General features: G+C 62.9%; 9 protein-coding genes. 6 read left to right on the forward strand and 3 right to left on the reverse strand.

Annotation, left to right across the window (positions count from 1 at the left end):
• Positions 1-366: 366 nt before the first annotated feature.
• The 6 genes from BV071_RS22155 to BV071_RS22185 all read left to right on the forward strand — a co-directional run bounded on the left by BV071_RS22155 (position 367) and on the right by BV071_RS22185 (position 7,998).
• Positions 367-3,975 carry a hypothetical protein gene (locus tag BV071_RS22155; protein ID WP_035611969.1) on the forward strand — a complete coding sequence of 1,203 codons (3,609 nt, stop codon included), beginning with the start codon at positions 367-369 and terminating at the stop codon, positions 3,973-3,975.
• An 18-nt stretch (positions 3,976-3,993) separates the two neighbouring features.
• The gene (locus tag BV071_RS22160; RefSeq protein WP_035611971.1) at positions 3,994-4,740 is read left to right on the forward strand and encodes a hypothetical protein; all 747 of its coding nucleotides are present in this window, start codon (positions 3,994-3,996) and stop codon (positions 4,738-4,740) included.
• Between the two features lie 244 nt (positions 4,741-4,984).
• Complete coding sequence (locus BV071_RS22165) at positions 4,985-5,692, forward strand: hypothetical protein (protein ID WP_035611973.1); 708 nt, start codon at positions 4,985-4,987, stop codon at positions 5,690-5,692.
• Positions 5,693-5,762: 70 nt separating this feature from the next.
• On the forward strand, positions 5,763-6,479 hold the full coding sequence (locus BV071_RS22170) for a hypothetical protein (protein WP_035611974.1): 717 nt from the start codon (positions 5,763-5,765) through the stop codon (positions 6,477-6,479).
• Between the two features lie 559 nt (positions 6,480-7,038).
• Positions 7,039-7,287 (forward strand): DUF167 domain-containing protein, encoded by a 249-nt coding sequence (locus BV071_RS22180; RefSeq protein WP_035611976.1) that lies wholly within the window; start codon positions 7,039-7,041, stop codon positions 7,285-7,287.
• Between the two features lie 123 nt (positions 7,288-7,410).
• Positions 7,411-7,998 (forward strand): SprT-like domain-containing protein, encoded by a 588-nt coding sequence (locus BV071_RS22185; RefSeq protein WP_035611977.1) that lies wholly within the window; start codon positions 7,411-7,413, stop codon positions 7,996-7,998.
• A 13-nt stretch (positions 7,999-8,011) separates the two neighbouring features.
• Here the strand turns inward: BV071_RS22185 and BV071_RS22190 are convergent, their stop codons facing one another.
• From BV071_RS22190 to BV071_RS34425, 3 genes are read right to left on the reverse strand one after another with little or no spacing between them, the layout of a single operon-like run.
• Complete coding sequence (locus BV071_RS22190) at positions 8,012-9,586, reverse strand: LamG domain-containing protein (protein WP_035611979.1); 1,575 nt, start codon at positions 9,584-9,586, stop codon at positions 8,012-8,014.
• Entirely contained in the window at positions 9,583-10,107 is a 525-nt protein-coding gene (locus BV071_RS22195) for a sigma-70 family RNA polymerase sigma factor (protein ID WP_035611980.1), read from the reverse strand. Before BV071_RS22195 ends, BV071_RS22190 begins: the two co-directional genes overlap by 4 nt.
• A 4-nt stretch (positions 10,108-10,111) precedes the next feature.
• Entirely contained in the window at positions 10,112-13,489 is a 3,378-nt protein-coding gene (locus BV071_RS34425) for a sulfatase-like hydrolase/transferase (protein WP_075090982.1), read from the reverse strand.
• Between the last annotated feature and the right edge of the window lie 32 nt (positions 13,490-13,521).

Consider the following 13,521-nt stretch of genomic DNA (forward strand, 5'->3'; position numbering starts at 1 on the left):
TGAAACCGCGATCAGTAGCCCTGCGAGGAACCTGCGCAAGCTGGCCTTCCACAAGGGATTTCAAGCCAAGAGGGAGCAATTTCCCTCCTCGTCACACCTTGTTTACGTAGATCACGCCATTGATGGGGAGAGCCTCTTCAATGAGCTTGGGACAGGAACCGATAGCACCTGGATGCTCGTGGCGATTCGATACAAATGTTAACCCCTTCGATACAAGCATTCGTGAAAACCCATGATAGGTTTTGCTTCGGATTCCGGCAACGCGCGCTGAAACCCTTCCCTAGTGCGTTTGTAGCATCGAACAGGTTCGCTCAATGACGGAAAACTTGTTTGATGTATTCTCAAAGTAGGTACACACTTCTCGCGATGAAACCCAACAAACCCAATCGCCGTCGCGTTGCTGCCCATCAGCGCGGCTTCGCCTTGGTGATCTCTCTCTCTTTGATGGTTCTGCTCACGATTTTGGCCGTGGGACTGCTGAGCCTGTCCACAGTCTCGCTGCGCTCCGCTGGGGCCGGCCAGGCCCGTGCCGAGGCGGAGGCAAATGCCCGCATGGCCCTGAACCTCGCCATCGGCGAGCTGCAGGTCACCATGGGGCCGGACCAAGCGATTTCCGCCCGCGCCAGCTCGATCGATCCTGCCTCTTCCGAGCCAAATTTGCTCGGTGCCTGGCATAGCTGGCACTGGAAGCCCGGCTCCACCGGCCCGAATTACTCGGACAAGTCCCAGAAGTTCCGCCGCTGGTTGGCCTCCATCGCTGACAAGAATTCCTCGCGCACGGTTGCCGGTGCCAAGTCGGGTTTCAAGAACCCAGTCTGGCTGATCAATCCGGAGACGGTGAACAAGCCCGATAGCAAGGATAATCCGGGTGCCGGCCTCCGCGGCGATCGCATCGACATGGAGCTCTCCAAGAGCCAGCGTGGTGGTTTTGCCTGGGCGGTCATGGACGAGAGCCAGAAGGCCCCGATCCAACTCCGCGAGCCTGAGCTTGAGCCCAATGCCAAGCAGCCGACCAAGGCCGACCTCATCGCCCGCCGGGTCGCACCGGTGCGCGCCCGACCGGAAGAAATCCTGCCGGTCCTGGCTCCCTCCACTCTGGGTGATCCGAACAAGATCGTCTCCTTGGACAGCGCCGTCGTCGCCGCCCCGGACCAAAAGGAAGGCAAGAAGGTCCTCAGCTATCAGGCTGATGTGACTCCCTATTCCGTGGGCCTGCTTTCGGACGTCGCGGAAGGCGGCCTCAAGACCGACCTCACCACCCTTTTCGAATCGACCTCCGCTTCGCCGAATGTGAACGGCCAAGCCACGGTCTACAACACCGCCGCTGATGGTGCCCCGCGCTGGGACTACATCCGCGACCACTACCAGCTCCACCGCAAGCTCGGTGCCGGTGCTGCGACCGGTGCTCCCAAGCTGAGCCTCACCACTGCCGATCTGAAGCCTGCCACCATCGGCACCATGGCCGCTCCTGCCAAGGAGCGCCTCCTGCCGGTGATCTCCAAGCTGCAGCTGATGTTCTCCGTGGTGACCCACTACAATCACCTCAGCGACCGCATCCAGTTCTTCAACGACAAGGGCGATCCCAAGGGCAACCAGAACTACGCCGCGCCCCACTTGGCCTATGACGCCGTAGTGACGCTCTACAATCCCTACGACGTCGCCCTCACGCTGCCCAAGCTCCGCGTCCGCGTTTGGGATCCGCCGGTGCTCTTCGGCTTCAAGAAGAACTCCGACTGGCTGCGCCAGGAATTCGCCAGCGGCGAGTACCACAACCTCGCCCGCTTCCAGATCGCCAACGAACACAACAAGGACGCCCGCCGCTGGTTCACCATGCTGCTGACGGATGCGACCAAGTCGCAGCCTTACGGTGGGTCGATCACCCTCATGCCGGGTGAAGTCCGCGTCTTCTCACCCTACGTCGAGAAGGACTGGACCTGGGGCATGGAAACCGCCGGCGGCTACACCGTCCGCAGCTTCTTCGACTGGAACCAAGGCAACGACTTCGGCAACGTGGACGGCCGCACCAAGAACCAGTATGGCATCGAGACCGTCCCCGGTTGGGACCCGCGCGCCGGCCTGCAGACCGACCACTTGAGCTACTCGACCCGCCCGGATCCGACCCGCTACAATTTCGAGATCTCCAACAACTGGAATGGCGGCTGGCTGGCGATCAAGAAGCAGGACACCTTCACCGTGGTGGCCAAGCCCGGCCGTGGCGTGACTGCTGCCAACGTGCCTGACTTCGAAGTCGACCTGCTCGCCGGTTCGGTCGCGGACGTGACCCGCGATTACCTGCGCTCCTACAAGTTCCGCTTCAGCAATCCGGAAGCCGAGATCAGCACCAATCCGACCAACCCAAAGATCACCCGTACCTATCAGGTCGGTGACCTCTTGCAGGATCCTTCCGACAAGACCGCCGGCGGCAAGGCACCCTTCGCGCTGCTGACGATGGGGGCCAAGACCACCTCGGACCAATACGATGCATCTGCTCCCTGGCTGCACAACCAGCCGGTGGTGGAAGGGATCGAGCAGAACTCCTCCCGCGTCGGCAATGCCCTCGACACTTATGACGTCCGCCTCACCGAGGTGACCGGCTTCAACCAGTCGCCCGGCGGTATCGAATTCGATGCCACCACCAAGAAGGGCTACTACGGCGCCAGCCTGACCGCCAACAAGGGTGTCTCCAACGTCCCGATGTTCCGCGTGCCGGTCCTGCCCGCCGCCAGCCTGGGTGAGCTGATCCCTGCCAACCTGGTGAGCACCGCCGCTCTGCCGCGCGTCACTCATCCCTTCGGCAATTCGCGCGCTCATCCGCTGCTGCCTTCCACCGCTGTCAGCCGCTCGCTCTCGGGCGGTGTCACTGGCACCAGCGGCATGATGCTCGACCACTCCTACCTGCTCAATGATGCGCTGTGGGACAGCACCTTCTTCTCCACCGCTGCCAGCTTCTCGGGCAACTCGATGATGCCTTCGACCGATCGCAAGAGCCTTCTGACGGAATTCCTCCAAGGGAAGACCAAGCTCTTCAACGCCCGCTTCATTCCGCTGCCGGGTGGCAAGGGTTCCTACGAAGACCAAGCCAAGGACCTCGATGGTCTGGGCGACGACGTCCTTGCCAAGCGCATGGCCAGTGTCATGGGCATCAAGGGCCCCTTCAACGTCAACTCCGACTCGGTGGATGCCTGGAAGGCCATGCTGACCTCGCTGCGCGAGCAGCAACTGCTCGGCTGGAACAACTCCGACATGGCCCCGACCAAGGACAAGACCGGCTTCTCCCGCATGGGCCTGCCGATCGCCGGTGACAACAGCGACGGTGCCAACCCGCCGACCAGCATCGACGTGAAGGGCAACGCCGTCACTTGGGCCGGTTTCCGCGCCCTCTCCGACAAGGAGATCGAGAGCCTCGCTCTCGCGATCGTCACTGAAATCCGCGCCCGCGGCCAGCAGGATAGCGCTCCTTCCTTGACCCTCAGTGAGTTCGTCAACCGCCGCCCCGGCAGCGCTGGCAGCTTGCATGCCTTGGAAGGCCTCTTGCAGCGTGCGATCAACCAGTCGGGCGTCAACGATGCTGCGAATGGACGCTACTCCAAGAAGCTTGGCTCGGTCTCCAGTCCGACCCTGCTGACAGGGATCTCCACCCCGCAGGCCCGCAGCGGCTATGACTCCAAGACCGGCTACTCCGCGGAAGGCTCTCCGCCGCTGCTGACCCAAGGCGACCTGTTGATGGCCCTCGCCCCCGTGATCACCGTCCGTGGCGACACCTTCCGCATCCGCGCATACGGCGAAGCCCGCGACCCGGATGGCAAGGTCACCGCCAAGGCTTGGTGCGAAGCGATCGTGCAACGTGTGCCGGAATACCTCGACACCACGGATACTCCGGACGTGAAGCCGGGCCTCCTGAAAGACGTGAACGAGAAGTTCGGTCGTCGCTTCAATATCACCTCCTTCCGCTGGCTTTCTCCGGAAGAAGTGTGATGGTTTCCGCCTGAACCCATGAAATTCGTTCGTTTCGTCTTTCTCGCCCTGCTCGCTTGCGTCTCGCCGTCTGCGTTCGCCCAAGAGCCTGCTCCCGCTCCAGATGGCACTCCGGCCAAGGAAGAACAGGGCTATAAGATCAGAGGTCTGTCCTTCCTCGTGGACGCTCCGGCCACCGGAGTCTTCATCCACGATCCCACGGCCAAGCCGGGCACTCCGGGAACGGCTTTCGGCATCAAGAACTACCTCAACCACGAGTTGAGCGTGGTGCCGAGCACGGCGGACAATCTGGTCGTCACCAAGAGTGGTGATTCAGCCAGTATCAAGGATCCCGCCAGCGTCCTGGCCAAGATCAAGCTGCCCGATCACTTCAAGAAGGGCATCTTTGTCTTCCTGCCTGGCACCGGCAAAGCCGGAGATCCCATCTACCGGACCTTGGTGATCGACGATGCCGTGCGGGTCTTCCCGCGCGGTTCGATCAAGGTGATCAACCTCAGCCCCTCGCCGGTGAAGATCACCCTCGAGAAGGAGGAATACCCCTTCAAGCCGGGCGAGAGCAAGCTGATCGAGAAGCCGCCCGTCAATGACCAGAATGCCTCCAGCATGACCGCCATGGCCTTCAAGGACAACCAGTGGCAGCGCTTCGGCCAGACCCTCTGGCCGCATCCCGGCCAGAAGCGGGTCATCCAGATCATCTTCGAGAACCCGCAGACCAAGAGCATTGAGCTCGTCGGTATCAACGACATCGCTGTCCGCGACAACTGAGCTGCAACCCACCTTCAAAAGCCGCGTCCCTCACCGGGCGCGGCTTTTTTTGTGCCCCTCCGTAGCGGAATGGCTGCGCCATTCGGGCTGGGTAGGTTTTCGGGGTCTCTTGCAGGCGGACAGGATTCCGCCAGCTTCCGCCATGCCCCAATCGACTTCAATGTTGTAGGCATCCCGGAAGAGGAGGAGAGTATACCCTGAATCGTGGCTCTCAGGCGGCAGCACCGCTTAATCCAAATAAGGTATGAAACCCATCTTCTCCACTGCCTTGTTCTTGGCTGTCCTTCTTCTAGCCAGCGTCTCCGCTGCGGAGAGGGCAATCGAGATCCGTTGCGCCCTAGGTGGCGACGATGCCCAAGCGGCAGCCTTGGCGGCAAAGCTCCCGCGCGAGTACTACGTTCATGATCCCGCCGGTAAGAGGAAGTTGGGCCGCATCATGCTCCGTTCTCTTGGTCTGGATCTCCGGGCTGAGAGCTTCGTCGCCGCGGATGGGGCACTGGTCGTCACCAGCGACCCTGATCCCGCGAGCGTGAAGAATCCACAGCAGGTTGTTGGTGGCTTCGACGTTCCTGCCGGCTCCCAAAAGCTAATCCTGCTGGTCATCCCGCGCGGCCCCACCGTGATCGGGAGTCAAACCTTCGCCCTTGATGAGGGCCCCCAGACCTTTCCAGTAGGCTCGTTCAAGGAGGTGAACCTCAGTCCGGAACCGGTCAGGTGGGTGACTACTGGCCAAAAGACCGAGCTCCCACCCGGGCGGGCCCTGACCATGATTCCGGTCCCGCCTGCGAATGCTGGCGGCCTTGGCAGTGTGATGTGCTATCGCCGGAACAAACAGTCTTGGTTCCCGTTCTACACCGGCATGTGGCAGATTGCGCCGAATCTGCGAGGCATCCAGGTAGTGTATGCTCTCGCCGGAAAGCCTGACTTGAAGGTTGTAGGATTCGTCGAGTAGGTGGACATTGAATGCTGAATCCAAATGTGACTCCCGCGGAGGGCGGCTCCCTTTCCAACCCAAGCAATCCATGAAATCCATTTTCTCCGCCGCCGTGTTGGCGGCTTTCCTTCCCATCCTTTGCCCGCTTGCCTCGGCTCAGAAAAAGGAGGCGCAGCCCAAGGGTGACTGCCGTGTCCGCTGCGTCGTCGCACAACCGGGCAGTATGCTGCCGGAGGAACTCCACATCCACGATGCTGCCGGCTCCGCCACTGCCGGCAAGATCAAGGTGAAGACCTTCCTCAACCACGAGTTCGATCTGCTGGTGACGAAGGGTGGCCCGGTGGTAATCACCACCAAGCCCGAGCCCGCCAGCGTGAAGACCGAGGAAGATGTCGTCGGCAAATGCGAGCTGCCGGCCAAAGCTCCTTCGCTGATCCTCCTCTTGGCTCCCGAAGCGGCGGACAAGATCCAGAGTAAGGTCACCGTGCTGGATGCCACCGCCAAGGCATTCCCGCCGGGATCCTTTTATCTCGTGAACCTCAGCACGGTGCCGATCACCGTCGAGCTTGAGACCGAGAAGTTCGAGTGCAAGGCCGGCGAGTCCACCGTCATCAAGAAGCCGCCCGTCGGGGAGGGCAGCATGTCCTCGATGAAGGCCTTCCGTGAGAAGGACGGCAAGCAGGAGCAGATCAGTTCCGGCTCTTGGCCATCACCCGGTCAAAAGCGAGTCCTCCAGATCTTCCTCGAGAATCCTTCTAGCAAGGACATCGAAGTCTCCAGCATCCAGGACCTCGCCAAGCCCTAAGCCACTTGGCTTCTCCGGAGATCACGCGGCGTGCGCCCTTTTGCGGCGCAGCCGCTGTAGGAGTGAGCGCGGGCATCGCATCAACGCGGCGTAGAAGTGCTTGGCAAATTCCCTCAGAATCCGATGCACTCATGGAGCGCAGGCCTTTTGAGGGATTACTCCCTCTTCTCCCACCAAGCCTCCCGAATGTTAGCTTTGCCGTCCTTAGGTGTCCGGGAAAGCGAAGGATCGGCGGCGATCTTGCTTTTCTAACGCCGGCAAGCGCACCATAATGCGATGGTCGCACTCACTGAAAACGGTTCGGAGCAAGCGGATCCAAGCGCTTGCGCGGTGGGCGATTGGGTGAAGGCACCCAATTTGCCGAAGTGGAAAATCGGCATGCAGGAATATGCTCCGGAAGGCCTTCCGGACGGCGACATTCCCTGGTTTTTCGGTCCCGTTTTCAATGGTCCCAACCTCCTCGGTTGGCAGCGACTCGAGTGAGTCGCGCAACTGCGTTGCGAGCTCTCTTGTTGGATCCAGGACTTCCCAAGCTCTCTCCGGAGCGCTTCCCTGCGGCATGCGCATCCGCGTAATTGCCGTCCCGAATGCGAGGGCCAATGAAGTCCTCGGCTGGGAAGAGGACCCGCGTGCCGGGCGGGTTCTGCGCGTGAAAGTCGCCGCCCCGCCGGTTGAAGGAAAAGCGAATGCCGCCCTGCGGGACTGTCTCGCCGCGCACCTCAAGATTTCTCGTTCCCAAGTCTCCCTGGAGAAGGGTGACAGCTCTCGCATCAAGACCTTCACGGTCCCTGACGACGTGAAACTCTAAGCCCGGAATCTTGCTCTGGCCCCTGCCTTCGCTCACGCCTCTAACCACCGGGTGGAAATTTTCCGCGCGCAATTTTCTCTGCCGGATTGCCAGTTGGCTGCGGTCTTGCTAGGACGCCTCCGGATGGCGTGGTCGTTTCGTCAGTTGGAGTTAGCCTGGGGTCGGAAAGCCCGGGCTGTCCCGCCGTCCGCAGCTCTCCGCAAGGGTGCGAAGATTGATGGTGGCCTGACGGAGTGGTGCCGCGAAACTGCAGCCACCTTCGGCTTGCCGGAGCTCGCGCGCCGCGTCTGTGTCGGTTGGAACGCCCGCATGCAGACTACCGCCGGTCGTGCCTGGTGGCCGGACCGCTTGATCGAGCTGAACCCGAAGCTCAAGGAGCAGCCGCCCGAGGAATTGTGGCGGACCCTGCGCCACGAGCTCGCCCATCTCATCGCCTACGAGCGCGCCGGGCGCCGCCGCATCGAAGTCCACGGCCCCGAATGGCGCGCCGCTTGCGCCGAACTGGGCATCCCGAACGAGCAGCCTTTCCACAACCTGCCCTTCAAGCGCAAGCGCATGAAGCGCAACTTCGCCTACGTCTGCCCGCAGTGCAGCACCACCATCCGCCGGGTGAAGAAGATCCAGCGCACCGTCGCCTGCTACGCCTGCTGCCGGAAATACAGCGGCGGCATCTTCGACAACCGCTTCCGCCTCCACGAGCAGAAGCTGTGAGGAGCATTCGGCATTACCTCCGCAGTTCCGGCGCTTGATTGTCGCGATAGAGTCGCTCGATCTGCTCCGGCGTCAGCGCGGAGGGGAAGAGGTAGACCTCGTCCATCTCGCCGCGGAAGGTGCGGAAGTAGTCGTCCGTGTCCAAGCGCCGCCCGATCGTCAGCGGTACTGCCTTTTCACCGCTGGTCTTGGTGTCCACCTGGCGCGACAGCACCGCAGTGGTGCCTTCCAAGCGCCCATCCACATAGTGCCGCACTTGGCTCGCCACGTCCGGATTGTCACCGCCGCTGAAGACGGAGACGACATGGTGCCAGCGTCCGGTTTTCAAGTTGGTGGAGCCCACGTGGAAGCCGAGTTCCACCTCGGTGCGAATCGCTCCGACCACGCCGGAGTTGTCGTTGCCGCGATTCCAACTGAGCTGCCACTTGGCGCCGCCTTCCTTGGTTCCCCAAGAGAGAAAGGAATAGGCCTGCACCTCGGGTGTATCGGGATCGATCCTCACCCAGAAGGCGATCGTGCGCGGGCTGCTGCCGGAGATCCCGGGGAAATCGGTGGCCAGGAATCCGCGCTGGCCATTCATCCGCACCGCGTTGCCAAAGCGACCGGGCACCAAGGATACCTCCGCATCCGGATGCGAGAGGTGGACCTGTGCGGGGAACTTCGGCTCGCCCTCGCGCTGCTTGCCGGTCTCGTCGAAAATCCCGGTCTTGGTGTCCAAGGTGTCGAAGCCCCAGTGCATGAACCACTCGGGCAAGAGGTCCGCGCTTTCGGGCAGGGAAGTGGTGAGTTGCTCCGGCCGATAGCGGGTGCCCTTGACCACGCTGCCGCCCTTGTCGACCTGCAGGGAGCTGTTCTTGCCGAGCTCCGGCGTGCCGAGATCGCGCAGCTTGCCGGAAAGCTGGATTTGGCCGTCGAGCACGTGGATCTCGGTATGGCCATCCACATCCACTGCCAGCGCGAAGCGGCTCATCCGCCGGCTGATCTCGGTGGTCGGGGTCTCGAAGACGAAACCATAGGCCTGCCCGGGAATATCCACGGTCGCCTTGCCCGACTCCAGCAGGGCACGGGTTGGTGAAGTGAGATGAAGCTTCGCAGGGCCAGTGACTTGCACCGCGGCGCCGCAGTCGAAGGTGATGCCGACGGTGCCTGCGGAGAGCTCGACAGGTCCGGTGCCGATCCAATCACCCACGGCATAGGGCTTGCCCGTCCAGGTGGTGCCCTCGCTGGCGGTGATGCGCCCGACGGTCTCGGTCCCGTAGGAGATATTCACGGCTGGCTTGGTGGCCACTGCGGGCGCAGGCGCGTGCGAGTGACCCAGGATCCAACCCAAGGCCATCCCGCCGGCCAGGATTGCGGCGGCTGCCCCCCAACGGGCCATCAGGGGGCTTTTAGAAGGCTTTTGCAGGGCAATCGGAGGCTCCCCGGCGGCAAGTTCCCACTCCAGTCGCCCGTGAATCTCCGCCTGACGGCACCAATGATCCAGTGCCGCGGGATCCTCGCGCAGCTCCTCCTGCAGGGCCGCGAATTCCGCCGCGTCCAGATCGCCGTCCAGCGCGCCATCGATCCGTTCCATGGTGCGGCGGTTCATGCGTCCCCTCCTTCCACAATCATGCGCTGCTCGATGCAAGCCCGCAGTTGGTTGCGCAGGCGGAAGAAGAGCTGCTGCAAGGAGCCCTCGGTCTTGCCGTCGGTCTTGGCGATGTCGCGCACCGAATGGCGCAGCGTGTAGCGCCGGTGTAGCAGCTCGCGTTCGTCCGGGTCCAGATCCGCCAGGCAGCTGCTGAGGGCCGCTTGGGCGTCTGCATTGCTGGCTTCCTGTTCGCTCTGGCGCTGGGAGATTGCTTCGAGCAGGTCGCTGTCGAAGACCAGCCAGGCGCGGCGCTTCGAGGTGCGGAGAAATTCGAGGGTCTTCAAATGGGCTATGCGGAAGGCGAAGGCCTTGAAATGGGTACCGGGCTCGAAGCTGGCAGCGCGTTCCCAGAGGATCACATTGGTCTCCTGGAGGATGTCGTCCACGGGCGCGCCGGGTGCGATGCTGCGGATATACCCGAGGATGGCCGCCTGATGGCGGGTCACCAGTTGCAGGTACTCGAGCTGGCGCGCGTTCATGGGCTCATGGCTCCACGCGGAGCCGCACGTAGCAGGGATTGTTTTCCGGCAGAGGCACGGTCACCAGATCGAAACCCGCGAGCGTGGGATGGTTGCTGGCCGTGGCACCAGCCAGCGGGGACCAGGAGCCGGGTGCAAGTGTGCCGCTGGTCTCGGGAAAGTAGGATGCCGGGGAAATCCCATCGCGGCGGCGATTGAAGGAGAAGGTCCGGCCCGCCAGCGCCGGGGCGATGGAGATCTCGGCGGTCGTGGGGTTGCCGCCCAAGGCATACTCGAGGGTGTTGTTCATGCCGTCGCCATCGAGGTCCATGTTCCAGTCCGCCGGACCGGGAGACGGGTTGCCGGAGCTGCGGAAGAACCAGCGGTTGCGGGAATCAAGTTCCGGCGTGGCGGCGGCGAGTGCAGCGATCTCCGCGGCATCCAGTGCCCGCGGGTAGATCCGCACATCATCGATCAGGCCGCCGAAGGCGCGCGCGGTCGTGCCGTCTGAGATGCGCCCGATGGCGATGTCATTCGCGGAAGTCGTATTGATTGCCACCGTGCCGGAGCCTGCGGGCTCGATGGTGGTTGTCGCCGCGACTCCATCGAGATAGGCGAGGATCTGCGAGACCGTGCCGGAGGCCGGGACTACCACGGCGCAATGGACCCAGCCTGTGCCGCGCAGGTCCGAGCGGCTGGCGGTGGTGAAGTTCACCCCGGCGGAGTTGAACTCCGCGCGCAGCTTGTAGCCGTTGGTATGGTTGAGATTGATGTCGAAGCGGGTCCCCGCGGCGGCGCCGTTGGATGCGCCCCATGAGACCATGGTCGGGCGAGTGCCGGCGATCTGGCTGCCGCTGGCATTGACCCAGAAACTCACCGTGCGTGCGGCATTGCCGGTCACGCCTTTCTTGCCGCCGAGGGTCAGGCGGTCGTCGGTGCCGTCAAAGGTCAGCGCATTGCCGAGCTTGCCCGCGACCCAAGGGCTTGGCGGGAAGCCATTGAGGGTGCCGATGGCTTGGTCGAGGGCATCGTGCACCACGGTTCCCTCCGTCTCATCCAGCGGCAGCCAGATCAGGTCGGTGGTCGGCAACACCGTTATCGTGACGGTGGTGGTGCGGGTGTCCTGGCCATCCGTGATGCTGTAGTCGAAGCGGTCCTCGCCAAGGAAACCGGCGACCGGAGTGTAGCGGATGGAGCTGCCTTCGATGCTGGCAGTGCCGTGAGCCGGGAAGCCCACGTTGCTGATCGAGAGGGGCGCGGGATCGCCGTCGTCGAAGTCATTCGCCAGCACGTTGATCAAGGCGGGGCCGCTGGTGGAAACAGTGTCCGGATTGGCAGTGGGCGGCACGGGCACCGGGATGCCGGGGCGGTAGAAGGCACTCGCGGGGATCGCCTGCTTGGCGATGCTGGGACCGGACCATTGCAAGGACAGGCTATTCGTGGCGGCACTACCATGACGATAGTAGATGCGGAGCGGATGACGGCCGGCCTTGAGCTTGATGCTGCCAGAGTTCACCTCGCTGCCAGCGGTGTAAGCGAAGTCGGCATCGATGAGCTGGGCATCGTGCAAGCGCACGAAGGCGGCGGTGTCGGTGCTGAGGTAGAAGGTGTAGTCGCCATCCGCGGGCACCTGCAGGTAGCCGCTGTAGAACATGCCGATATCGGTGGCGCGCGTGCGAAGGCCGAGATCAAGGCTTGTGGTTATTCCAGAAGCCGCGGCGGTTTGGCGCTCCCAATCCGGGACGTAAGGCGTGGCCATTTCGTAGGCCTTGTATTCGAGGCCATTCACCACTTGGAGGCCGCTGATGCCAGGAACAAGCTCGCTATCATAGGGGCGGGTGACGCCGCCACCCGCGCGGCGGACTTGGAGCACGCGATCCTTGAATTGCTGCTGGGTCGGAACGCCGGCTTGGCCGGTAAGGTCGGTGGTTTCCTTTGGATCCGTCGCGACGTTGTAGATGCGGAAATCCGTGGCCTGGGAAGTGGTGTCGTAGCGCACGCCCTTGTAGTTGCCGAGCTGCAGCATCTGCATCTGGCCGCGGGTGGTGATGTGGCTGCTCTCGAAGTTCGCGTAATTCGGCGTGCTGCCGCCATAGCTGTATTCAGAGTAGATGATGCCGGTTTGTTGGGTGCCCATGCCGGTAAGGGTCGGCACCAGCGATACGCCATCGGAGCGCTCGGGCTTCGGCACGCCGGCGAGTTCGGCGAAGGTCGGCATCCAGTCCTGGAACTGCGAAGGTGAGGCATTCTGTGAGCCTGCGGCGATCTCTGCCGGCCAGTTCACGATAGTCGGCATGCGCACGCCGCCTTCCCACATGTCGCGCTTGATTCCATCGAAACCAGCATAGGAGCGGAAGAACGTCGGATTGTAGGTGTAGCTGCCACCGGTACCCGCCTCGTTGTGCGGGCCGTTGTCCGAGGTGAAGACGATCAGGGTATTGTCCGCGATCGAGAGATCCGCGAGCAAGGTGCGGAGGTCCGCCATCGCGTCGTCGACGCGGCGGATCATGGTGGCGTGGCGCTTGGCGTAGTCCGGCCAAGCGACCTCGGCGGTGGCGGCGTTGTTGTCGTTGTCCCAGGTCGCGTTGGCGTAGTCGGGATGGATCCAGGTATTGATCGTGCCGCTGGCGGTATTGATTGCGGCCCCGGGTGTGCCGGTCCACTGGATGCCGCCGCTCAGGCCGCCGCCGGCGGGATAAGCCTGCGTCGGGACATCCAGACGCGCGTGCGGTGCAGTATAGGCGAGGTAGAGGAAGAAGGGTACGGTGGGCGCAGTGGTGTGGAGCTCGGTGATCCACTTCTTCGCCTGCGCTGTCAGCAGGTCGGTGGAGTAGCACTTGTCGAGCTGCGCGGTGACATCGGTGAAGCCGTCGTGAACCTGTGCGCCTTCCTCCTTCGGGTAGTGCAGGTGGCCGTCCTCGTGGGAAAGGATGCCGAAGAACTTGTCGAAGCCGCGGTTCTGCGGGTGGCCGGGGAAACCGCTGCCGCCTTGGAGGCCCCACTTGCCGATGTTCGCGGTGGCATAGCCGGCCTGCTTGAGCACGGTCGCCAGCGTGTGGTTGTTCTCCAGCTCCTTGTCGAACTGGTTGTCGCGGACATTGGCATGACCCTGGTGCACGCCGAGCACCAGCGAAGCGCGTGATGGCGCGCAGACCGGAGCCGGGCAGTAGTGGCGCGTGAGGCGCATGCCTTCATTGGCCAGCTGGTCGAGCTTGGGCGTGACGAATGCCGGCAGGTTGCGGTTCACCGCGAAGTTCCGCGAGTTCTGGTAAAACACACCCAGGTCGCCGTAGCCCATGTCGTCCACAAGCACGAAGATGATGTTGGGCTTCGGGGCCGCAGCCTCGGCGGCCGTGCCCGCGAGGCAGACCGCCAGGGCGATGCGCAAAAAGGGTTTCAACATGAGATGGCGAATGAATGAAGAAGGGAACGAAA

The sequence above is a fragment of the Haloferula sp. BvORR071 genome, assembly GCF_000739615.1.
In the GTDB taxonomy this organism is placed as follows: Bacteria; Verrucomicrobiota; Verrucomicrobiia; order Verrucomicrobiales; family Akkermansiaceae; genus Haloferula.